This is a genomic window from Pseudodesulfovibrio sp. (assembly GCF_028692895.1).
Lineage (GTDB): Bacteria > Desulfobacterota > Desulfovibrionia > Desulfovibrionales > Desulfovibrionaceae > Pseudodesulfovibrio.
The window spans coordinates 1-22,563 of record NZ_JAQUWN010000013.1 but is presented as its reverse complement, the minus strand read 5'-3'; the positions used below and the strand labels follow the sequence as shown (position 1 = coordinate 22,563).

Below are 22,563 nucleotides of genomic sequence, written 5' to 3'. Positions count from 1 at the left end.
GAAAAGGTCCCGCTCGCATCGCTGCGCGCGGGACCCTTGCATTCGTGGTGGGCTATGCAGGATTCGAACCTGCGACCTCTTGCTCCGGAGGCAAGCACTCTATCCAACTGAGCTAATAGCCCACTTCTCAACTGAATGGAACGAAGTAGCTATACCCCGCCCCCGCGTTTGTCAAGGCCGTCGTGAAGGCTCGGGCCCGTCGATTAGCGCTTGCGGCCGCGCGCCGTTAAACCCTATACTTGAAGGATGGAAAAGAAACGCATCATATTGGCCGTGACCGGCGCCAGCGGCGCCATATATGCCCTCTCCCTGGCCCGCGCCCTCTCGCGGTGCGACGGCGTGGAGCTCCATCTCATCGTCTCGGACGCCGCCCGCAAGGTCATGGCCCTGGAGACCGACTTTTCCGGGGACGCGCTGGCCGCACTGGCCGATGCGGTCCACCCCATCGGCGACATCGCCGCGCCGCCAGCAAGCGGCTCCTGGCGACACCACGGCATGATCGTCTGCCCCTGCTCCATGGCCACCCTTTCGGCCATCGCCACCGGCCGGGGCGACAACCTCATCCACCGCGCGGCCGACGTGGCCCTCAAGGAGCGGCGCAGGCTCGTCCTGGTCCCGCGCGAGACGCCGCTCTCGTCCATCCACCTGCGCAACATGCTGGCCGCCGACCGGGCCGGAGCCGTCATCCTGCCCGCCTGCCCAGGCTTCTATCACCACCCGGACGACATCGGCGACCTGGCCGACCAGTTGGCGGGCAAGATTCTGGATCAACTGGACATCCCCCACGACCTGTTCGCGCGCTGGGGGGAGTAGCAAGGAGAAAGGCACATGGAGATCACCTGGTACGGCCACGCGAATTTCAGCCTGAAGACCCCGAACGGCACGGTGTTCATCGATCCGTTCTTCGCGGGCAACCCGACCGCGCCCATATCTTATAAAGAAGTGGACGCCTGCGACCTCATCCTGCTCACCCACGACCACGGCGACCACGTGGGCCAGACCCTGGAGCTGGCCGAGCGCCACGACGCCGAGGTGGTGGCCATGTTCGACATCATCCTCGCCCTCGTCGACCAGGGGCTGCCCGAGCGGCTCGGCACGGGCATGAACATCGGCGGCACGGTCAACCGGCTGGGCATGGACATCCAGATGGTCCAGGCCATGCACTCGTCCGTGCACGGCGCACCGGCCGGATACATCCTCACCCTGCCCGACGGGACCTGCGTCTACGATGCGGGCGACACCGGCCTGTTCGGCGACATGGCCCTCTTCGCCGAGTTCCACGACATCGACATCGCCATCCTGCCCGTGGGCGGCCACTTCACCATGGACGCCAGGCAGGCGGCCTACGCCTGCAAGCTGCTCAAGTGCCGCAAGCTCATCCCGCAGCACTGGGGCACCTTCCCGGTCCTGGCGCAGAACCTCGACGCCCTGGCCGAGCACCTTGCGGTCATGGCCCCGGAGACTGAACTGGTGGAACTGCGGGTGGGCGAACCGAAGAAATTCTAGCCGCGCGACGGCTTGAGCGCGCGCAGGGCGGCGTGGATCTTGGCCCCGCGCTTTTTGCCGATGCCCGGCAGGGACTCGATGTCCCCCACGCCGGCCGCGACCATGGCGTCCAGCGACTCGAAGCGGTCCCAGAGCACTCGGGCGGTCTTCGGCCCCACGCCGGGCAGCGAGGTCACCTCGCTGTTCAGCACCGCCTGCTTGCGCGCCCGCCGCTGCCGCCCGATGACGAAGCGGTGCGCCTCGTCGCGCATCCGCTGCAGGAACAGCAGCTCCGCGCTGCCGGGCTTGAGGTTCATCGGATTCTTGCGCCCCGGCCGAAAAATCACGTCCCCCAGCTCGCCCGCCCGGCGCGTCTCTCCCTTGGCGATGGAGGCCAGCTCCCAGCAGACGTCCTCTTCGCACTGGGCCAGGGCCTGTTCCACGGCCGCGAGCTGGCCCTTGCCGCCGTCGAGGAGCACCAGATCCGGCCAGGGCGGGCCGGACTCCACCCGCCGCCGCGCCCAGGCGGCCAGGGCCGCATAGTCGTCGCCCGTGCCCTCCAGTTCGGGAAAGGCATAGAGCCGCGAGGCCTCCTTGTCGCGCCGCCCCTCGTCAAAGACAACCTGTCCCACGCGCATGTCCCGCCCGCCCAGGTGGGAGGCGTCCACGCACTCGATGCGCAGGGGCTCCTCGACCAGGCGCAGCATCCGCCGCAGGCGCGAGGCGATGGACTCCTTGCGGTCACCCGCCTGCCGGGCCACGGACCGGGCGATCTCCAGGAGCTGCTTCTCCTGGCTGGTGTGCGGCGGCGCGATGCGCACCCGTCCTTCCCTCCGTTCGGCCAGGACCTGTTGCAGGGGCTCGTCGTCCTCGCCATACGGCGCGACGATGACCGGGGGGATGAACCGGCCGGGACCGTAGAACTGGGCCAGGAAGCTGGGCACGGCCTCTGGCCCCTCGTCCAGGGTCAGACCTGGCCAGAAAAAAGACTGCTGGTCCAGAAGCCGTCCCTGACGGACGAAGAGCAGCCCCAGCCCGAGCCCGGCCGGTGTTTCGGCCAGGCCGACCACGTCCCGGTCGCGATGGTCGTGGATCACGGCCACCTGGCCCTCCACGGTCTGGCGCACGGCCCTGATCTGGTCGCGATACCCGGCCGCGCGCTCGAACTCCAGCGCGGCCGAGGCCTCGGCCATGCGCCGGGCGAGCTGATCCACCAACTCGCCGGACTTGCCGGAGAGCAGCATCTCGACCCGGTGGACCTGGTCGGCGTAGAGCGCCTTGTCCACCTCCTTGACGCAGGGAGCGAAGCACTGGTGGATGTCGTGGTACAGGCAGGGGCGGACCCGGTTCCGAAAAACGTGGTCCGAGCACTTGCGCAGGGGAAAGACCTTGCCGAGAAGCTTCCAGGTGGTGCGCGCGGCCGCGGCCGAGGTGAAGGGGCCGAAATAGACCGCCCCGTCCCGCGCCACCTTGCGGGTGACGGTCAGGCGCGGAAACTCGGAGCGCTTGTCGAGCTTGAACAGGACGTACTGCTTGTCGTCCTTGAGCACGACGTTGTAGCGCGGCCGGTGCTTCTTGATCAGCCCGTTTTCGAGCAGGAGCGCCTCTTTCTCGGTGGCCGTGAGCAGGATGTCCACCGAGGCCACCTGGGCCACCAGGGCCTGCGTCTTGGGCGTGTGCCCGCTGCTGCGCTGGAAATAGGAGGAGAGCCGCCGCCGAAGCCGCTTGGCCTTGCCCACGTAGATGATCCGTCCCCGTCCATTCTTCATCAGATAGACGCCCGGGGTGTCCGGATAGTCCGCGGCAAAAAATTTGAACTCCTGGGTCATGGCGCTGTTGTATTTTTCCGACAAATTTTCATTTTGACCGACCATACAGCAATTCCCTGCGCAAATCACTCTTTTCAGAATTGCATACTAACTTGCTTGAATTCAATGATTTATTTATTTCAATCCGACTCATGAAGTTCAATTTTTTGAACGGTAAAAAAATTTTTACCAAACTACATTTTTTTGAGCCTCCCCCCTTGCCAAAAGGGTTGCGGTTGGGTTAGAGGTGTTCACAGTAAAGGCGTTTACTTGGTTTCAACCGCAAAAAAAGGAAGAATTACTATGAAACGTATGATCGTGCTTGCAGTGCTCTGCGCCTTCGTGCTCAGCGCCGCTGCCGCCTCTGCCGCGGACATCAAGGCCACCGGTAAGTGGGCGATCGAAGCTGTCTGGAAAGACAACTGGAACTTCAAGGACAACGGCAACCGCAACAACGCCAGCGTGTTCGAGATCGAGCAGCGCGCCGACACCATCTTCGAGTTCATCGCCAACGAGAACCTGAAGGGCGTTCTGTACACCCGTTACGGCGCCCAGTCTTGGGGCCAGGGCTCCTTCGGCATCGGTCAGGGCGACAACAACGCCGGTAACACCATCCAGGTGCGCCGCGCTTACGTCGACTTCAACTGGCCCGACACCACCATCAATGTCAAAGCCGGTTACCAGGCCGTGTCTCTGCCCGCTGCCATCGGTGGCGGCTCCATGATCCTGGACGAAGAAGTGGGTTCCGCCGTCGTTTCCGGTGCCATCACCGACAACGTCAGCTACCTGCTCGGCTACGCCCGTCCCTACTCCACCGGCACCAGCTCTGATGCCAACGTGGACGCTTGGGTCGCCGCTCTGCCCCTGTCCTTCGACGGTTTCTCCTTCACCCCGTTCGGTATGTATGCCCCCATCGGCGGTGGCACCACTGCCGCTGCTACCGCCAACATGGCCGGTCTGCTCGCGCAGAACGCTTCCGACCAGGGCACCAGCGGCCGCGCTCTGGACGACGCCTACTGGCTCGGCATGGCCTTCCAGATGGATCTCTTCGATCCGTTCGTCGTCAAGGCTGACCTGAACTACGGTAAGCTGGCTTCCCGCCGCACCCAGAACGAAATGTCCGGCTGGCTGTTCGACGCCTCCCTCGAGTACAAGGGCTTTGACTTCATGACCCCCGAAGCCTTCTTCGTCTACACCTCCGGTGAAGATGGAAACGCCTCCAAGGGTAACGGCTCCTCCGAGCGTATGCCCATCGTGCGCGCCCAGAACTGGGCCATCGGCTCCTTCTTCTTCGGCGGCGACACGCTGCTCGACGGTTCCTTCCCCGGTTCCAACAACGGTCGTCCGACCTACCTCGGCTTCTGGGCCCTGGGCCTGTCCCTCAAGGACATCCAGTCCTTTGCTGAAGGTCTGACCCACACCGCCACCCTGTTGTACGCTCAGGGCACCAACGACAAGTCCATCGGCACCGCCTACACCGGCGCTTCCGCTGCCACTGGTCAGTACAACTACAACGTCGCCTACGGCCGCACCCTGACCGAAGACGACACCCTGATCGAAGTTGACTTCAACACCGCCTACAAGGTTTACGATGGCCTGACCCTCACCCTGGATCTGGGCTACCTGAACCTCGACTCCAAGACCTCCGTCTGGGGTACCGACAACAAGGGCGGCGATGCTTGGAAGGTCAGCACCGGTATCCTGTACGCTTTCTAAGCTTGCTTAGATCGAGTACCTTAGCTTAACAGCTACAAAACCCAAGTGACGCCCAGAGGGCCGGGGAGTGCAAACCCCGGCCCTCTTCCTTTTGGCGCCCGGCCCTCCGCCATCCGGCCGTTTCCCGGCTCGACTTTTGAACGGTGGTCGGCTATACCTTGGCTCCCCGCCGCACCGGCGAACGGCGCGGCGCACCACTGCCCACAAGACCCAACCCAGAGGTGGCCATGCCCTGCAACAAATTGACATACAACGGCAAACAGGATTGGGAACCCATCGCCGCCCGCATGGATGAGCGGCGCAATCCGGACGCCAAGGTGGACGCCATTGTCCGCGACATCCTCGCCGACGTGAAGGCGCGAGGCGACGAGGCCCTGGCCGAATACACCCGCAAGTTCGACTGCGACATCTTCACCCCGGCCATGATCCGGGTGCCCGCCGAAGCCATCGCCCGCGCCCTTGAGGAAATCCCGGCCGATGACGCGGCCATCCTGACGGAAGCCATCGGCCGCATTCGCGATTTTCACGCCAACCAGAAGGAAAAGTCCTGGTGGACCACCGGCGAGGACGGCACCATCCTCGGCCAGATGGTCCGGCCCGTGGACCGCGTGGGCCTCTACGTGCCCGGCGGCCAGGGCGGCGAAACCCCGCTCATCTCCAGCCTGATCATGAACGCCGTTCCCGCCCAGGTGGCCGGGGTCTCCTCCATCGCCGTGGCCTCGCCCCCGCGCAAGGACGGCACCCTGAACCCGTACATCCTGGCCACTGCCGCGCTGCTCGGCCTGGAAGAAATCCACCTGGCCGGCTCGGCCTGGGCCATCGCGGCTTTGGCGTACGGCACCAAGACCATCGCCCCGTGCGACGTCCTGGCCGGTCCGGGCAACATCTTCGTGGCCACGGCCAAGTCCCAGCTCATCGGCCAGGTCGGCATCGACATGGTGGCCGGACCCAGCGAAATCGCCATCTTGGCCGACGGCTCCGCCAACCCGTCCTGGCTGGCGGCCGACATGCTCTCCCAGGCCGAGCACGACCCCCTGGCGGCGGCCATCCTGGTCACCCCGGACGCCGCGCTGGCCGAGGACGTCTGCCTGGAGCTCGAAGACCGCTGCGCCGCCCTGCCCCGCTGCCAGATCGCAGGCAGCTCCCTGGAAAAATGGGGCATGGTCGTCACCGTGCCCGACCAGGCCACCGGCCTCGACCTGATCAACCGGCTCGCTCCCGAACACCTGGAGCTGGCCGTGGCCGATCCCTGGGCCATCCTCAGCCAGGTCCGCCACGCCGGGGCCATCTTCATGGGCCACTTCTCGCCCGAACCCGTGGGCGACTACTTCGCCGGTCCCAACCACGTCCTGCCGACGCTGCGGACCGTTCGCTTCTCCTCGGCCCTGTCGGTGCAGAATTTCTGCAAGAAGTCCAGTGTGATCGCCACTACGCCGGGCTACGTCGCCGAACACGGCGGCAAGATCGCCCGCCTGGCCCGGCTGGAAGGGCTGGAAGCCCACGCCCGCAGCGTGGAATGCCGCACCAGATAACCATCCATTCAATTATATAAAGAGGGAACCCCAATGGCTGTGCTCAAAACCGCAATCACCGATTATCCCCTGGTCTCCCAGGGGAAGGTCCGCGACATCTACGCCGTGGGCGACGACCAGCTCCTGCTGGTGACCACCGACCGCATCTCCGCCTTCGACGTGGTCATGCCCGATCCCATCGAGGACAAGGGCAAGGTCCTCAACCAGATCACCCTGTTCTGGATGGACATGATGAAGGACCTGGTCCCCAACCACATCGTGGCCACCGACGTGAACGACTACCCCGAGCCCCTGCGCAAATACGCGGCCGAGCTCAAGGACCGCTCCGTGCTGGCCAAAAAGGCCAAGCCCCTGCCCATCGAGTGCATCGTCCGGGGCTTCATCACCGGCTCCGGCTGGTCGGACTACCAGAAGACCGGCATGGTCTGCGGACACAAGCTCCCGGCCGACCTCCGGGAATCCGACATGCTTGAGACCCCGCTCTTCACCCCGTCCACCAAGGCGGAGCTCGGCCTGCACGACGAAAACATCACCCTTGAGCGCGCCGCCGAGCTCATCGGCGAGGAGATGATGCGCAAAGTCGAGGACCTGGCGCTCGCCATCTACCGCCGTGCCCGCGACTACGCCAAGGAGCGCGGCATCCTCATCGCCGACACCAAGTTCGAGTTCGGCGTCCTTGACGGCGAGCTGATCCTCATCGACGAGGTGCTCACCCCGGATTCCTCCCGCTTCTGGCCCATGGAGGGGTACAAGCCCGGCCAGTCCCAGCCCAGCTTCGACAAGCAGTATTTCCGCGACTGGCTGGTCGAGATCGGCTTCAACAAGCAGCCGCCCGCGCCGAAGATTCCGGCCGAGATCGCGTCCCGCACCCGGGACAACTACCTGAAGGCCTATCGGCTGCTGACCGGCTCGGAACTCAAGATCTAGGAGACGCGCGATGATGGAATGGCTGCAACTGATCGGCCTGTTCCTCCTGGCCATGGTCGTCGGCAACATCATCCGCCGCAAGCTCGGCGGCGGGGGATGAGGCGTCGGCAATAGCCAGTGCGGCTGGACGCCGCCCGAGGACAAGGATACGAAGAAGAAAGACTAGGGAACCCGAGAGGAGGACGGCGGGCTTGACAGCCACGCCGATTGAAACTAATAAATCTCCTCTTGCCTTGCTCTCTCCTGTTGTTTGGAGAGGGCCTATGACCAAAAGGAGTTATACGAATGGTTAACAACTACGAGACGCTTGTCCTTCTCTCCCCCGAGCTGGCCGAGGAAAACAGGAAGGAAATCCTGGGTTCCCTGACCGGCATCGTGGAGCGCGAAGGCGGCAAGATGGTCGAGACCGACGACTGGGGCATGCGCCAACTGGCCTACCCCGTGCAGAAACAGACCCGCGGATACTACGTGCGCCTGGTCTTCGAGGCCCCCGGCGCCCTGGTGGCCGAGCTGGAACGCAACATCCGCATCACCGACGGCATCTTCAAGTTCATGACCGTCAAACTGGCTGCCTAGGAGGTCTCAACCATGGCATTTCGCAAGAAATTCACCCCGAGGAAGAAGTTCTGCCGCTTCTGCGCGGACAAGGACCTGCCCCTGGACTACAAGCGCCCGGACATCCTGCGCGACTTCATCACCGAGCGCGGCAAGATCATTGCCCGCCGCATCACCGGCACCTGCGCCAAGCACCAGCGCGCCCTGACCAACGAGATCAAGCGCGCCCGTCAGATGGCCCTTCTGTTCTACACCACCGTTCACAGCACCGATGTGAAGAAACGGAGCTCCATGTAGGAGAGGGAGGGATACATGAAACTGATCTTACGCGCTGACGTCGACGCTCTGGGTCGACTCGGAGACATCGTTACCGTCAAGCCCGGCTACGGCCGCAACTACCTGATTCCCCAGGGACTTGCCAAGCCCGCCACCGAGGCCAACCTCAAGGCCTTCGAGCTGGAGCGGCGCAAGCTGCAGGCCGAGGCCGACTCCCTGCGCACCCAGGCCGAAGGCCTGGCCGAGCGCATCGCCGCCACCCCGGTGGAGATCCGCGTGCGTGTGGGCGAGGGCGACAAGCTCTACGGCTCCGTCACCTCCGCCAACATCGCCGAAGCCATGGAGGCCGCTGGCATCGAGATCGATCGCCGCAAGATTCTCCTGGCCGAGCCCATCCGCTCCCTGGGCGAGTATGAGGTCGAGATCAAGCTGCACCCGGACGTGCATGGCGAGCTGAAGCTCTCCGTGCTGCGCGAGGGCGGCGCCATCGAGGAAGAGATCGTCGAGGAAACCGCAACCGCAGCCGCCGAGGCGACCGAGGAAACTGAAGCAACCGATGCCCAGTCCGAAGACGCCGCAAACGCAGAGGCCTAACTCAGGCCAGTTCGATAACAACCCGGAAGGGGCCCTGGAAAGGGCCTCTTCCGAGCTTTTACGCAAACTCCCCCCCCAGAATCTTGAAGCGGAACAAGCACTTCTCGGTGCGGTGTTCCAGTCCCCCAACATCTTTCACGAGCTGGTCGACATCCTGGGTCCGGACGATTTCTATTCCCCGGCCCACAAGACGATCTTCCAGGCCCTGATCGACCTGTACAACCAGCAGCAGCCCATCGACCTCGTCGTGGTCAAGAACCACCTGGAGGCCAAGGGGCTCCTCGAAACAGTGGGCGCGGTCTACCTCTTCGAGACGGCAGACTCCGTGGTCAGCGCCGCCAACGCCCTGCACTACGCGAAGATCGTCCGCGACAAGTCGCTCATGCGCCAGCTCATCAGCGCGTCGAGCAGCATCATCACCAACTGCTACGAGGCCACCGACGTAGAGGAGCTCCTCGGCGAGTCCGAAAAGGAAATCTTCCGCATCGCCCAGGCCAAGGCCAACAACAACCAGCTCGACTCCAAGCGTCTGCTCGACCGCGTCTTCGAGGACCTGACCAAGAAGTACGAGAACAAGTCGGCCATCACAGGCATCGCCACCCACTACAACGACTTCGACTCCATGACCGCCGGGCTCCAGAACTCGGACCTCATCATCATGGCGGGCCGCCCCTCCATGGGCAAGACGGCCTTCGCCCTGAACGTGGCGCTGCGCGCGGCGGCCCGGTCCGAGGTCCCCACCGTGGTCTTCTCGCTCGAAATGAGCATGGAGCAGCTCATGACCCGCCTGCTGGCCGTGCAGGCCAAGGTGGGGCTCCAGAACCTGCGCACCGGATTCCTGGAAGACGACGACTGGCAGAAGCTCTACGAGGCGGGCGACGTGCTCTCGCGCGCGCCGATCTTCATCGACGACACGCCCGCCCTGTCCACCCTGGAGCTCCAGGCCCGCTGCCGCCGCCTCAAGGCGGAGCACAACCTGGGCCTGGTCATCGTGGACTACCTCCAGCTCATGCGGGCCAGCCACCGCATCGACTCCCGCGAGCAGGAAATCTCCGAAATTTCGCGCAGCCTCAAGGCCCTGGCCAAGGAGCTCAACATCCCGGTCATCGCCCTGTCGCAGCTCAACCGCAAAGTCGAGGAACGCTCGGACAAGCGTCCGATGATGGCCGACCTCCGCGAATCCGGCGCCATCGAGCAGGACGCGGACATCATCATTTTCCTCTACCGCGACGCCGCCTACAACAAGAACGAAGACAACCCGCTGAAAAACATCGCTGAAGTCATCATCGCCAAGCAGCGTAACGGCCCGGTGGGCAAGTGCGAACTCTTCTTCAAGAAGGAATTCACCCTCTTCGAGAACATGGACGCCACCCCTTATCCCTCGGAACTCCCCGCAGGGGTCTAACCCTCTACCCCGACCACCGCCATGTACTACGATCCCGTGGAAGCCCTGGACCGCGATTCCCTGGAAGCCCTCCAGGTGGAACGCCTGAAAAAGACCGTCGCCAACGCCCGCAAGTCCCCGTTCTACAAGGAGCGGCTCAAGGATTTCGATCTCGACGAGATCACCCGCGCGAGCGACGTCGAAAAACTGCCCTTCACCACCAAGGACGACCTGCGCAGCCAGTATCCCTACGGCATGCTGACCCGTCCGGTGGACGAGTTCGTCCGGCTCCACGCCTCCAGCGGCACCACCGGCACTCCCACCGCCATTTTCTACACCCAGCGCGACATTGACCGCTGGGCCGACCTCATGGCCCGCTCCATGTACTGCTGCGGCTGCCGCCGCTCCGACGTGCTCCAGAACACCTCGGGCTACGGCCTGTTCACCGGCGGCCTCGGCATCCACTACGGCAGCGAGCGCCTGGGCATGTTGACCATCCCGGCGGGCGCGGGCAACACCAAGCGCCAGATCAAGCTCATCCGCGACTTCAACGTCACGGTCCTGCACATCATCCCCTCCTTCGCCCTCTACTTCGCGCAGCGGGTCCGCGAGGAAGGCTTCGACCCGGCCGAGATGCCCTGGCGCATCGCCCTTATCGGCGCGGAGCCCCACTCCGAGGAGGTCCGGCGCAAGATCGAGGAGACCATGCACATCAAGTGCTACAACTCCTACGGCATGTCCGAGCTCAACGGGCCGGGCGTGGCCTTCGAATGCCAGCACCAGAAGGGAATGCACGTCTGGGAGGACGCCTACATCGCCGAGATCATCGACCCCGAGACCGGCAGGCCCGTTCCCGAGGGCGAGGTCGGCGAACTGGTCATGACCACCATCACCCGCGAGGGCATGCCGCTGATCCGCTACCGCACCCGCGACCTGACCCGGTTCATCCCCGGCCAGTGCGAGTGCGGCCGCACCCACCGGCGCATCGACCGCATCACGGGCCGCGCCGACGACATGATCATCCTCAAGGGCGTGAACATCTACCCCATGCAGGTCGAGCAGTGCCTCATGGCCATGCCCGAGGTGGGCCACAACTACCTGATCGAACTTTTCACCGAGGGCGTCTCCGACCAGCTCAAGGTCAAGGTCGAGATCAAGGACGAATACTTCGTCGAGGACATGCGCGTCCTCCAGGGCCTCCAGAAGAAGATCGCCAAGACCCTGTGCAACGAGATCCTGCTCACGCCGCGCGTGGAGCTGGTCCAGCACGACTCCATTCCCAAGAGCGAGGGCAAGGCCGTGCGCGTGGTGGACAACCGGCGGAAATAGCATGGAATACGTCTGGGCCATTCTCTGCATCCTGGGGCTGTGCCTCGCACAGGCGCTCCAGCTCTTCAGCCTGCCCGCCAACTGGCTGGCGCTCATCATCATCGCCCTGTGGAAATGGCTGCACCCCGCCTCCATGAGCTGGACCTTCGTCCTCGTCCTGGCCGTGCTCGCGGCCGTGGCCGAGGCGCTGGAGTTCTTCCTCCAGGCCCGGTTCGCCGGACGCTACGGAGCGTCCACCCGAGGGAACATCGGCGGCATTGTCGGGGCCATCGTCGGGGCCATCTTCGGCGCGCCCTTCTTCCTCGGCCTGGGCGCGCTTCTGGGCGCGCTGGGCGGGGCCTGGCTCGGCTGCCTGGTGGCCGAGATGCCCGGCCGCAGCAAGGACGAGGCCCTGCGCGCCGCCAAGGGCGCGTTCATGGGCAAGGCCCTGGGCTTCACCGTCAAGACCGCCATCGGCGCGGCCATCGTGGTCACCGCCATCCCGAGCATCTGGCCCTGACCTGCGCCCGAATAGTTCAAGGAGAAACGCCCCGGAAGCCTCGGCCCCCGGGGCGTTTTTTCACGTCTGTCCCAGACCGCCCTTCCCGCGCCAAAGGGCTGCGCATCTTGCCCGGTTACGGGAGCGGGGCCGCCGCCACGTTCGCCCCTTCCTGCCAACGAACGTGGCATGAACGTCCGACCCCCTTTCACCCCCGATCCGGACTCTTCCACTTCATCCACGGCTATCCCGGCAATTCGGCAAGACCCCCAAAAGCAGAATTTTATTTCACATTAATGCCAAATTTCCATTTTCCCGAAAAGAATACCCACCAATTTAGGCAATGACCGCTTGGTTCGGTTGACCTTACGGCATCCATGTCATATGCCCCTCTCCCAGATACCAACGTGTTGTTTTCAATGACGGACGCGCCGCCCGGCGCGCCGTTCAAGACAAGGACTGATCGCATGCACAAACGTGAGACATGGGGCTCCAGAACCGGGTTCATCCTGGCCGCCGTGGGCTCCGCCATCGGGCTGGGGAACATCTGGCGCTTTCCCTACATGGTTTTCGAAAACGGCGGCGGCGCGTTCCTGCTGCCCTACTTCACCGCCATGCTCCTGGCGGGCATCCCGTTCATGATGCTGGAGTTCGGGCTCGGGCACAAATTCCGGGGATCGGCCCCGCGCATCTTCGCGTCCATCTCCCGGAAGGCCGAATGGCTCGGCTGGTGGCAGGTCCTGGTGGCCTTCGTCATCGCCTGCTACTACGTGGTGGTCATCGCCTGGACCATCAACTACTTCCTCCTTTCCTTCACCCAGGCCTGGACCACCGATCCCAAGGGCTTCTTCTTCGGCGCCTTCCTCGGGCTGACGGATTCGCCCCTCAACCTCGGCGGCGTGCGCTGGCCCATCCTGGGCGCCACGATCTTCGCCTGGCTGGTGGCCTTCACGGCCGTGTTCACGGGCATCCGGGGCGGCATCGAGCGTGCCAACAAAATTTTCATGCCCCTGCTCTTCTTCCTGGTCTTGATCTTCATCGGCCGAGGGCTGATGCTAGAGGGCGCTGCCGAAGGGCTGAACTGGCTGTTCCGGCCCGACTTCTCGGCCCTGCTGAACGGCAAGGTCTGGGCCGACGCCTTCGGCCAGATCTTCTTCAGCCTGTCCGTGGGCTTCTCCATCATGCTCGCCTACTCCAGCTACCTGCCCGAGGACTCGGACGTCAGCAACAACGCCTGCATGACGGTGTTCATCAACTGCGGGTTCAGCCTGCTGGCGGGCATCATGATCTTCAGCGTGCTCGGCTACATGGCCGCGCAGCAGGGCGTGGCGGTCAAGGATGTGGTCGCCAGCGGCGTGGGCCTGGCCTTCATCACCCTGCCCACGGCCATCAACCTGATGCCCATGCCGATCTTCTTCGGCGCGCTCTTCTTCCTGGCGCTGATGTTCGCCGGGCTGACCTCCATGATCTCCATCACCGAGGCCGTGGTCTCGGCCGCCAAGGACAAGATGGGGCTGAGCCGCAAGAAGGCGGCGGTCCTGGTCTGCGGACTCGGCTGCCTGGGCAGCGTGGCCTTCACCACGGGCGGCGGCCTCCTGCTCCTGGACATCGTGGACCATTTCGTCAACAACTTCGGCATCCTCCTCGGCGGTTTCGTGGAGATCATGTTCGTGGCATGGTTCTGCAACCTCAAGGCCCTGCGCGACTACATCAACGACGTCTCGGACTTCCGGGTCGGCTCGGCCTGGAACGTCTGCCTGCGCTTCGTCACGCCGCTGATGCTGGGGGCCATCCTGGTCTCCAACTTCATCGAGGACTTCGCGCAAAACTACGGCGGATACTCCACCAAGGCCATCTTCCTGTTCGGCTGGACCATGCTGCTCTGCTTCCTGGTGCTCTCCCTGTGCATCACGCTCTGGCGCGGCAACAACCGGGACGCGGCCTTCGCCTATCAATCCAACAGGAGGGGTTAACCCATGGAATTCTCAGCATTGCTGACCATGTTCATCGGCCTGGGCATCACCTGGGGCGGCGCGACCGTCTGTCTGCGCATCGCCATGCGCCGCAAGTAGAAGCGCGCTCCCGATAACGAAAACAAAGGGCTTGTCCGGCAGGACAAGCCCTTTTTCTTGCGCGGCGGCCGAAGAAGGCACTACCCATTGAGCTTGGCGGAAAGAACCTCGTCGGCCTTGCGGTAGCCGTACTCGATGAGCTGGGCCGCACGGTCGAAGTCCATGAGGCTGCACAGGTTGGCCGGGACGTTGATGACGCAATCGGGCGGATAGGCCGCGATCTTCTGGCGGGCGATGGTCCCCTGCATGGCGTCGAAGGAGCGGTAGAGGATGTTGTAGGCCGGGATGTCGGTGCGGCGGCGGGTGATCCGCTCGCCCACGGCATCGACGAAATCCGAGATGGTGCGGGAGACCAGGGAGCCGTTCGCCCCCGCGCCGTGCTTGGGGTTGGGGGGCAGCTCGGCCCCGTCTTCATGGGGCGCGCAGAGGTTCACGGCCACGGTCAGGTCGGTCTGGTCGCTGAAGGTGGGGGCGATGGGCACCGGGTTGAGGATGCCGCCGTCGATGAGGTCCTCGCCGTCCAGGATGAAGGGCTTGAACAGGAGCGGCAGGGAGATGGACGCCTTGATGGCGTCGAAGATGGGCCCCTGGCGGAACCAGACCTCCTTGCGCCGGGTGATGTTGGCGGCCACGGCGGTGAAGCTGACTTCCAGGTCCTCGATGTGCCGCTCGCCCACGAGGTTGCGCAGGGTGTCGATGATCCTGTCGCCCTTGATGAGCCCGTCCGTCCCCAGGGAGACGTCCAGCAGGGCCAGCATGTCGCCCTTGGTCACGGTGCGGACCCACGCCTCATACTCGTCGAGCTTGCCGATGGCGTGGATGCCGCCCACCAGCGCGCCCATGGACGAGCCCGCGATGGAGCGGATCTCGCATCCGTGCGCCTCCAGCCAGCGGATGATGCCGATGTGGGCCAGCCCGCGCGCCCCGCCGCTGCCCAGGGCCAGGGATACCGTCTTCTTCGCCGTCATGACGCCGCTCCTTGTCGTTCGCGCGCCGGAACGGCTCCGGCGCGCTGACGCAAGTCTAATACAGGTCGGCCCGGCTGCCAAACGGTCAGGACCGCTTGCGGCCGCCCTTGAGGGCCACGCCCGCACCCATGATGAGCAGGAAGAGGACCATAAAGGTCAGGAACATGTCCTTCTGGATGGCTCCCCAGATGATGTAGAGCGACCCGGCCCCGGCCAGGAGCGGGCAGACGTAGCGGGAGAACGCGCCAAGGTCGGTGAAGGTCTTCATTACCCAGGCATAGATGGCGATGTAGATGACGTAGAGCACGGCGATGGGCAGTTCGGAGACGTCCATGAACGCGCCCCACCAGCCTGCGAAGTTGCCGTACCAGACCACAAGCCAGGCGCAGGAGAGCGTGTAGCCGAGCAGCGCCGAGTGGGTGGTGGCGTTGGTCATGGAGTTGAGCTTGCGGAAGAGGTCGGGCCGGGGGCCCAGGCCGCGCATGGCCATGGCGTACATGCCGCGCGCCGAGCCCATGATGAGCCCGTTGAGGGTGCCCAGGCAGGAGATGATGACGAAGACCGTGAGCAGCGTCCCGGCCGCGTTGCCGAAGACCAGGGACATGACCTTGACCGGCGCGGCGTCGCCCGCGGCCAGGACCTCGTCGTTGGTCAGCACGCCGGAGATGCCCAGGTAATAGAGCATGTAGATGGCGGCCACGGCGAAGGTGCCCGCCACCAGCGCGCGGGGCAGGGTCCGCTTGGCGTCCTTCAGCTCCGCGTTGATGACCGTGGCGATGATCCAGCCCTCGTAGGCGAAGGCCGTGGACAGGGTGGCCACGGCCAGGCCGCCGCCGGAGGAGGCCACGGCGCTGGCGCTGCGGGCGAAGTTCTCCATGGTCTGGCCGCTCATCATCCCGGCCGCGCCGCCCACCACGGCCACCAGGCCGAGGGGAACGAGCTTGACCACGGTGGACGTGACCTGCCACCGGCCCGCCAGGACCGGGGAGAAATAGTTGAGCAGGAAGAAGACGGTCAGGTAGGCGAAGGCCATGGGCCAGACCGAGCCCGGCATGTTGATGAGCCCGGCCGTGTAGTTGCCCGAGACCCAGGCCAGGACCGCCACCAGGGTCGGATAGTAGATGAAGGTCAGAAACCAGGCCACCAGGTATCCGGCCTTTACACCGTAGGCCGCCTCGAAATAATCCACCACGCCGTTGACCCGCTCGATGCGCGTGGCGATCTTGGAAAAGACGTAGGCCGTGACGATCATGATCGCACCGCCGATGAGCCAGGCGGACAGGGCCGTGGGCAGGCTCCCGCCCGAGGCCGCCAGCACGTTGTCCGCCTTGAAGAAGACGCCGGAGCCGATGACGATGCCCACGACCATGGCCACCGCTGTCCAGAACCCGTATTTTTTTTGAAGGTTTTCCATGAGATGATCCATTTTTTTATGGGTGCGCCGCACCGAATATCTCCGTTGCGGCCCCCGGTGACTTTCGTTGCGGAAAGACATGAATAAAATTCGCAATATTGTCAACGTATCTGCGGGAAATTAATTCAATCATTTTCAGGTTATTTTATCGTTCGGATACAAAGTTACAATATGGAATTTCGCAAAATGGAAACCGTCCGGGGCCTCCTCCCTTTTGGGTTGCGCCCGGCGCGGTTTTGGGCGAATCTGTCAGGCCGTTGAGCGGACCGTTTTTTTTGTGCAACCCAACCATCATGGATGCGACGATGATTGCCGACACCTTTCCCTCCTACCGTGGCCGCATGGAGTACTTCTGCCTCGGCTGCGGCAAGCGTTTCCCCACCGACGAGCTCTACTACACCTGCCCGGACTGCGGCGGCGTGTTCCTGCTCGACAACCTCGACTTCGACAAGCTGAAGGAAACCCCGGGCGAGGAGTGGCGCAAGCTCTTCGACGCGCGCGCCGCGTCCAAGCGCACTGCCCTGCGCGGCATCTTCCGCTTCTACGAGTTGATGGCCCCCGTGCTGGAGGAGGAGGACATCGTCTACCTCGGCGAGGGCAACACCCCGCTGGTGGAGTCGAGCCCGACGCTCAACGGACAGACCGGACTTCGGACCGCCTACAAGAACGACGGCCAGAACCCCTCCGCCTCGTTCAAGGACCGGGGCATGGCCTGCGGGTTCTCCTACCTGCGCGCCCTGATCCGCCGCCACGGCTGGGACCAGGTCCTGACCGTGTGCGCCTCCACCGGCGACACCTCGGCCGCGGCCGCGCTCTACGCCTCCTACGTTGGCGGGGCCATCAAGTCCGTGGTCATCCTGCCCCACGGCAAGGTCACCCCGGCTCAGCTCTCCCAGCCCCTCGGCTCGGGCGCCGTGGTCCTGGAGGTGCCTGGCGTGTTCGACGACTGCATGAAGGTGGTGGAGCACCTGGCCGACAACTACCGAGTGGCCCTGCTCAACTCCAAGAACGCCTGGCGCATCCTCGGCCAGGAGTCCTACGCCTTCGAATGCGCCCAATGGTTCGACTGGGACCTGCGCGGCAAGTGCATCTTCGTGCCCATCGGCAACGCGGGGAACATTACCGCCATCATGGCCGGTTTCCTCAAGCTGTACGACCTGGGCGTCATCACCGCCCTGCCCCGCATCTTCGGCGTGCAGTCCCACCACGCGGACCCGGTCTACCGCTACTACGCGGTGGACGACCCCAGGGAGCGGGAATACCACCCGGTCAAGGTCCAGGCCTCCGTGGCCCAGGCGGCCATGATCGGCAACCCGGTCTCGTTCCCGCGCGTCAAGTATTTCGCCGAAAAGTTCGAGGCCATCGGCGGCCGCGAGTCCTTCCAGGTCATCCAGGTCACGGAGCAGCAGATCATGGACTCCATGATCCAGGCCAACCGCAACGGCCACATCGCCTGCACCCAGGGCGGCGAGTCCTTCGCCGGAGCCAAGCGCGCTCTGGAGCTGGGGCTGGTCTCGCCCGAGGAGCTGTGCATCCTCGACTCCACGGCGCACCAGCTCAAGTTCGTGAACTTCCAGACCATGTACTTCGAAAACGCCTTCCCGCCCGAGTTCGGCGTCAAGCCGGACATGTCCCTGGCCAACAAGCCGGAGCTTATCATCTCCCCGGAGGAGAAGGAGCGGCTCAGCCCCGAGGAGTACACCCGGACCACCGCCGACCAGGTGGTGGCCAGGCTTGGGCTGGAAAAAAAGTAGCCGGGGAGCGCGCGTGGCGAAAAAGCAGCGTGCCGACCAGCTCCTGGCCGCAGGAGGGTACGTCGAGAGCCGGGAAAAGGCCAAGCGGCTGATAATGGCCGGGAAGGTCCACTTCCTGGAGCGCGGCCAGAAGGCCCCGGTGACCAAGCCGGGCCAGCAGTTCGCCGAGGACACGGAGTTCGTGGTGGCGGGCGAGGACCGTTTCGTGTCGCGCGGAGCCTACAAGCTGCTCACGGCCATCGAGACCTTCGCCCTGGACTTCACGGGCAAGGTGGCCCTGGACGCGGGCGCGTCCACCGGCGGGTTCACCGACTGCCTGCTCCAGCACGGCGCGGTCCGCGTCTATGCGGCGGACGTGGGCTACGGCCAGTTGCACGAGAAGCTGCGCAAGGACGAACGCGTGGTCAACCTGGAGCGGACCAACATCCGCCACGCCGAGCCGGACCTGATCCCGGAGCCCGTGGACGTCATCGTGGCCGACGTCTCGTTCATCTCCCTGACCAAGATACTGCCCGCCTGCCTGCAATTCCTGCGGCCCGGCGGCGAGTTGGCGGTGCTCATCAAGCCGCAGTTCGAGCTGGGCCCCGGCCAGACCGACAAGGGCGTGGTCCGCGACGAGGCGCTCCGGCAGGAGGCCGTGGACCTGGTCACCCGCTTCTGCCGCGAGGAGCTCGGACTTTCCGTCGAGGGCGTGGCGCCCTCCAAGATTCTCGGCCCCAAGGGCAACCAGGAATACCTGGCGTATCTGAAAAGACTTGCCTGAACCGGCGCGGCCGTCGTATTGATCTCACCCCGGATTTCAAGCGGTTAGAGGTCAATCATGTTGCAGGGACTCATCTACGCCATCATTTCGGCCACGGCCTTCGGCTCCATGGCCGTCCTGGTCAAGCTCGGCTACGACGCGGGCATGGACGGGGCGGTGATGATGCAGATCCGCTTCACCTGCGGCGCGCTCATCCTGGGCGCGATCCTGTTCCTGAAGGACCGGTCGCTGCTGCGCATCTCGCGCTCGGGGATGCTGCACTGCGCCATCCTCGGCCTGGTGGTATACTGGCTCCAGACCACCTGCTTCGTCCGGGCGCTGGCCACCATTCCCGCCTCCACCACCGCGCTGGTGCTCTACGGCCATCCCGTGGCCGTGGCCCTGCTCTCGCGACTGTTCCTTGATATGCGCATCGACCGGACCGTGGTCCTGTCACTCACGCTGGTCATGTCCGGCTGCTGCCTGGTCTTCTACGACGCCTTCCTGCGGGAGGTGGAAGCAAGCGGCCTGCTCTACGCCTTCGGGGCCATGGCCTTCTTCTCGGGCTATCTGATCCTGGTCCAGATCTGGCTCAAGGGGCTCAGGCCGCTGACGGCCACCTTCTGGGTCATGGTCTTCGCGGCCGTGGCCTTCACCATCTCGGGGGACGTCACGGCGTGGCTGCGCCCGACGCAAGCCACGGTGGCCATCGGCCTGGCGCTGGGCCTGGTGCCGGGCGTCATCGCCGTAAGCCTGCTCTACCTGGCCATCGAGCGGATCGGCAGCTCCTGGGCGTGCATCTTCTCGTCCATCGAGCCGGTGGTCACCCTGATCCTGGCGGCGCTGGTCCTGGGAGAGCCCGTGGTCCCGCTCCAGGTGGGCGGCGCGGCCCTGATCGTGCTCGGCATCGTCATTCCCAACGCCCGCCTCGCCATGCTCGGCAAGCGCGCCCGGACCTGATCCCTATTCCGAAAGCTCGTCCATGTGCCTGGCCAGGACCTTGAGGTGGGCCTTTTCCTCGCGCGCCAGGAGCTCCAGGGTCTCGCGGGTTTCGCCCTGTTCGGCCTGGGCGGCCCAGCGCAGGTAGTAGTCCATGGCCTGAGCCTCCACCATGGAGGCGAACTGGAGGATGCCGAGATCGCCGTCAAAGGCCTCGGCGTGCTTGTCCAGGAAGGTCTGGATGTCGATCCCGCCCTCGACCATGCCATCGGCTCCGTCCAGGATCTCGGCCTCGAAGGTCTCGTAGTCGGGCAGCTCGCCCGTCAACCGGCCGTAGAGGGTATGGAGCACGTCCTTGTGACGGTCCTCGTACCCGGCCAACTCCATGAACAGCTCTATGCGCTCCTCCGTCTCGGCCAGGTCCGCCCGGAGCACGTAAAACTCCTGGAGGCGGCACTCCATGGCGAAGGCCTTGCGCACCACCTCCCGCGGCGTTTCCCGGCCGGTGAAGCCGTGCATGCCCAGTTGCATGGGGCCGAAGGCGGCGCTGCCCTCCCAGGCGGAAAAACCGCCCACCATGTTGCTCACGTCGCCATAGCCCCGCCCCTCCAGCAGCGATGACGCGGCCATGGACCGGCCGCCGCTGGCGCAGTAGGCGATGACGGGCTTGTCCGTGGGGACCTCGCCCATCCGGTCCGGCAGTTCCGACAACGGCACGAGGCGGGCTCCCGGCAGATGGCCCCGCTCGTACTCGGCCGGCTGGCGGACGTCGAGCAGCGTGTATTTCTCCGGCCCGTGCCCGTCCATATATGCTTTGATTTCCTCAACACTCATCATGCGAATGTTCGGTGACATACGCTCCCCCCTGCTTGATTGCGAAACGGCCTCTCCCAAAATGATAGGACACGGAGTAAGGGAGCGTCAATGCGGAGAATGGCCGCTCTCAGGCGGAAAACGCGGCGAGGAGGAGCGCGCCAAGCACGGCTAGCCAGAGGGTGTCGGCCAGGGCCCAGGCGAAATCCGGCTCCCAGGCCGAGGCGTCGTCCAGCCCTCGCCCGGCCACGGCCAGGGTCTGGCTCCAGGTCTTCTGCCCAAGGTTGCGGATCACGGCCAGGGGGACCACCGTCAGCCGCCGGAACAGCCCGCCGCGCGGGCAGCGCTGGCGGAAGGCGGCCGAGACCTGCTCCATGGTGGCCAGGCAGAGCGGCAGAAAATGGACCATGAGCGCCAGGGAGAGCGCGGTCCGCCAGGCGCGCTCCCGCCCGATCACGGGGCGCAGCGCCCAGGCGGCGGCCATGCCCAGGGCGCGGGTGGAGGTGGACAGGGCCAGGGCCAGCCCGAGCAGGACCAGCCCGGCCAGCCGGACCGCCAGGAGCAGCCCGGCCAGGGCCGCCTCGCGCAGGGCCAAACCCGAGACGAGGTCCAGGCCTATCTTGACGGCGGTCCACAGCAGCACGAAGAAAAGCAGGCGGCGGACCATGGTCCGTCCGAGGGGCCGGTCGCTCGCCAGGGAGCCGACCACCACGAGCAGGCAGGCCGCGCCCAGGCCCACCCAGGCGGGATCAAGAAGCCAGGTGGCCGGGCCCAGGGCCAGCCCCGTCCCCAGCTTGAGGCGCGGGTCCAGCCCGCGCACGCGGGCGGCGACGGAGCGGGTCACGCCTCGCCCCGGTCCGGCAGGTCGAGATGGCGGGAGAACGGCGGCCGGACGTCGTTTTCCAGCACATGGGGCAGGACGTCCTCCACGGCTCCGGCCACGGCCAGCCGCCCCCGGTTCAGGACCACCAGCAGGTCTGCCATGTCCACGAAGCTGTCCAGGTCGTGGGACGAGACCACCTGGGTCAGCCCGGCCGCGCGGTTCTCTCGCAGGATGGCGCGCATCTCCCGCGCGCCGGGAAAGTCGAGGCCGCTGAACGGCTCGTCCAGAAGCAGCACCGTGGGGCCGTCCAGCAACGCGGCGGCCAGGCAGAGCTTGCGCTTCATGCCCCAGGACAGGGTCTGGACCGGCCGGTCCCAGTGGCCCGCCAGGTGAAAGCGGGCGGCCATGTCGCGAGCGCGGGCCACCATGTCGCCGGTGCGGCGGCGGCCCAGGAGCAGGTCCTCCTCCACGGTAGCGCCGAGGATTTGCAGGTCCGCGTCCTGCATGACCAGCCGGACATGGGACCGAATCGCCTTCTCCTGGCCGGGGCTCTCATGGCCGCCCACGCGCAGGCTGCCGCCGGTGGGCGTATACAGCCCGGACAGCAGCGAGAGCAGCGTGGACTTGCCGCTGCCGTTGGCGCCCACCAGCCCCACCAGCGCTCCCTCGGGCACGGCCAGGGAAAGGCCGGCCAGGGCGGGATCGCCCGTTGGATAGGCGTATTCGAGCTCGGTCAGGACAATCATTTTTTTCCTCGCCATAAAGTGGTCGGCTCGTCATGAATGGGTCGGCACAGAGTCGCCCAAAGCCCGGACCGGAGTCAACCGGCAAAAATACCATGTCGGCACTCCTGAGTTTTGCTGGTAACAACACCAGTGAAACCAAAACGAAAGGGAGGCCGACATGGCGAAGCTCAAGGTATCATCAGTCCATCGGTTTGTAGAAGCTTTTCGT

At 65.0% G+C, this 22,563-nt stretch carries 22 protein-coding genes and 1 tRNA gene; 16 read left to right on the top strand and 7 right to left on the bottom strand.

The window, feature by feature from the left end; translation table 11 throughout:
• Positions 1–45: 45 nt before the first annotated feature.
• Positions 46–122, bottom strand: a tRNA-Arg gene (locus PHP91_RS05030).
• A gap of 124 nt (positions 123–246) precedes the next feature.
• Between PHP91_RS05030 and PHP91_RS05025 the strand changes: the two genes are divergently transcribed.
• Positions 247–813 carry a UbiX family flavin prenyltransferase gene (locus tag PHP91_RS05025; protein ID WP_300137777.1) on the top strand — a complete coding sequence of 189 codons (567 nt, stop codon included), beginning with the start codon at positions 247–249 and terminating at the stop codon, positions 811–813.
• A 15-nt stretch (positions 814–828) separates the two neighbouring features.
• The gene (locus tag PHP91_RS05020; RefSeq protein ID WP_300137775.1) at positions 829–1,506 is read left to right on the top strand and encodes a metal-dependent hydrolase; all 678 of its coding nucleotides are present in this window, start codon (positions 829–831) and stop codon (positions 1,504–1,506) included.
• Here PHP91_RS05020 and uvrC read toward each other — a convergent pair.
• Positions 1,503–3,314 carry an excinuclease ABC subunit UvrC gene (gene uvrC / locus PHP91_RS05015; RefSeq protein WP_300137772.1) on the bottom strand — a complete coding sequence of 604 codons (1,812 nt, stop codon included), beginning with the start codon at positions 3,312–3,314 and terminating at the stop codon, positions 1,503–1,505. The two genes, PHP91_RS05020 and uvrC, sit on opposite strands and share 4 nt — an antisense overlap.
• 282 nt (positions 3,315–3,596) lie before the next feature.
• On the opposite strand from uvrC, the gene PHP91_RS05010 reads away from it, so the two are divergent.
• From PHP91_RS05010 to PHP91_RS04960, 11 genes are all read left to right on the top strand, one after another.
• Positions 3,597–5,009 carry an outer membrane homotrimeric porin gene (locus tag PHP91_RS05010; RefSeq protein WP_300137769.1) on the top strand — a complete coding sequence of 471 codons (1,413 nt, stop codon included), beginning with the start codon at positions 3,597–3,599 and terminating at the stop codon, positions 5,007–5,009.
• A gap of 227 nt (positions 5,010–5,236) precedes the next feature.
• Positions 5,237–6,541: a histidinol dehydrogenase gene (gene hisD, locus PHP91_RS05005; RefSeq protein WP_300137766.1), complete on the top strand. Its 1,305-nt coding sequence runs from the start codon at positions 5,237–5,239 to the stop codon at positions 6,539–6,541.
• Positions 6,542–6,574: 33 nt separating this feature from the next.
• Entirely contained in the window at positions 6,575–7,468 is an 894-nt protein-coding gene (locus tag PHP91_RS05000; RefSeq protein WP_300137763.1) for a phosphoribosylaminoimidazolesuccinocarboxamide synthase, read from the top strand.
• A gap of 285 nt (positions 7,469–7,753) precedes the next feature.
• Positions 7,754–8,044 carry a 30S ribosomal protein S6 gene (gene rpsF / locus PHP91_RS04995; protein ID WP_300137760.1) on the top strand — a complete coding sequence of 97 codons (291 nt, stop codon included), beginning with the start codon at positions 7,754–7,756 and terminating at the stop codon, positions 8,042–8,044.
• Positions 8,045–8,056: 12 nt separating this feature from the next.
• The gene (gene rpsR, locus PHP91_RS04990) at positions 8,057–8,320 is read left to right on the top strand and encodes a 30S ribosomal protein S18 (RefSeq protein WP_300137757.1); all 264 of its coding nucleotides are present in this window, start codon (positions 8,057–8,059) and stop codon (positions 8,318–8,320) included.
• Between the two features lie 15 nt (positions 8,321–8,335).
• On the top strand, positions 8,336–8,893 hold the full coding sequence (rplI, locus tag PHP91_RS04985; protein WP_300137754.1) for a 50S ribosomal protein L9: 558 nt from the start codon (positions 8,336–8,338) through the stop codon (positions 8,891–8,893).
• Positions 8,856–10,298, top strand: coding sequence for a replicative DNA helicase (gene dnaB, locus PHP91_RS04980; protein ID WP_300137751.1), 1,443 nt, complete (start codon positions 8,856–8,858; stop codon positions 10,296–10,298). The genes rplI and dnaB overlap by 38 nt, the downstream gene beginning before the upstream one ends.
• 21 nt (positions 10,299–10,319) lie before the next feature.
• On the top strand, positions 10,320–11,606 hold the full coding sequence (locus PHP91_RS04975; protein ID WP_300137748.1) for a phenylacetate--CoA ligase: 1,287 nt from the start codon (positions 10,320–10,322) through the stop codon (positions 11,604–11,606).
• Between the two features lies 1 nt (position 11,607).
• Positions 11,608–12,105, top strand: coding sequence for a DUF456 domain-containing protein (locus PHP91_RS04970; RefSeq protein ID WP_300137745.1), 498 nt, complete (start codon positions 11,608–11,610; stop codon positions 12,103–12,105).
• Positions 12,106–12,551: 446 nt separating this feature from the next.
• Complete coding sequence (locus PHP91_RS04965) at positions 12,552–14,057, top strand: sodium-dependent transporter (protein WP_300137742.1); 1,506 nt, start codon at positions 12,552–12,554, stop codon at positions 14,055–14,057.
• A 3-nt stretch (positions 14,058–14,060) separates the two neighbouring features.
• Complete coding sequence (locus tag PHP91_RS04960) at positions 14,061–14,156, top strand: MetS family NSS transporter small subunit (protein WP_300137739.1); 96 nt, start codon at positions 14,061–14,063, stop codon at positions 14,154–14,156.
• A gap of 80 nt (positions 14,157–14,236) precedes the next feature.
• On the opposite strand, the gene PHP91_RS04955 is transcribed toward PHP91_RS04960, so the two are convergent.
• Together PHP91_RS04955 and PHP91_RS04950 are read right to left on the bottom strand one after the other, a co-directional pair.
• On the bottom strand, positions 14,237–15,124 hold the full coding sequence (locus tag PHP91_RS04955; RefSeq protein WP_300137735.1) for a patatin-like phospholipase family protein: 888 nt from the start codon (positions 15,122–15,124) through the stop codon (positions 14,237–14,239).
• Positions 15,125–15,209: 85 nt separating this feature from the next.
• Positions 15,210–16,538, bottom strand: a complete 1,329-nt coding sequence (locus PHP91_RS04950) for an amino acid permease (RefSeq protein WP_300137732.1) — start codon at positions 16,536–16,538, stop codon at positions 15,210–15,212.
• A gap of 305 nt (positions 16,539–16,843) precedes the next feature.
• Here PHP91_RS04950 and thrC point away from each other — a divergent pair, with 305 nt between their 5' ends.
• Genes thrC through PHP91_RS04935 form a run of 3 tightly spaced genes read left to right on the top strand, consistent with a single transcriptional unit; the run spans position 16,844 to position 19,994 of the window.
• The gene (thrC, locus tag PHP91_RS04945; RefSeq protein ID WP_300137729.1) at positions 16,844–18,292 is read left to right on the top strand and encodes a threonine synthase; all 1,449 of its coding nucleotides are present in this window, start codon (positions 16,844–16,846) and stop codon (positions 18,290–18,292) included.
• A gap of 13 nt (positions 18,293–18,305) precedes the next feature.
• On the top strand, positions 18,306–19,055 hold the full coding sequence (locus PHP91_RS04940) for a TlyA family RNA methyltransferase (RefSeq protein ID WP_300137726.1): 750 nt from the start codon (positions 18,306–18,308) through the stop codon (positions 19,053–19,055).
• A gap of 57 nt (positions 19,056–19,112) precedes the next feature.
• Positions 19,113–19,994, top strand: coding sequence for a DMT family transporter (locus tag PHP91_RS04935; protein WP_300137724.1), 882 nt, complete (start codon positions 19,113–19,115; stop codon positions 19,992–19,994).
• 3 nt (positions 19,995–19,997) lie between these two features.
• On the opposite strand, the gene PHP91_RS04930 is transcribed toward PHP91_RS04935, so the two are convergent.
• The 3 genes from PHP91_RS04930 to PHP91_RS04920 all read right to left on the bottom strand — a co-directional run bounded on the left by PHP91_RS04930 (position 19,998) and on the right by PHP91_RS04920 (position 22,355).
• Complete coding sequence (locus PHP91_RS04930; protein WP_300137903.1) at positions 19,998–20,807, bottom strand: rhodanese-like domain-containing protein; 810 nt, start codon at positions 20,805–20,807, stop codon at positions 19,998–20,000.
• A gap of 109 nt (positions 20,808–20,916) precedes the next feature.
• A complete protein-coding gene (locus PHP91_RS04925; RefSeq protein WP_300137721.1) occupies positions 20,917–21,630 on the bottom strand; it encodes a cobalt transporter in 714 nt (237 codons plus the stop codon).
• Complete coding sequence (locus PHP91_RS04920; protein ID WP_300137716.1) at positions 21,627–22,355, bottom strand: ABC transporter ATP-binding protein; 729 nt, start codon at positions 22,353–22,355, stop codon at positions 21,627–21,629. Before PHP91_RS04920 ends, PHP91_RS04925 begins: the two co-directional genes overlap by 4 nt.
• Between the last annotated feature and the right edge of the window lie 208 nt (positions 22,356–22,563).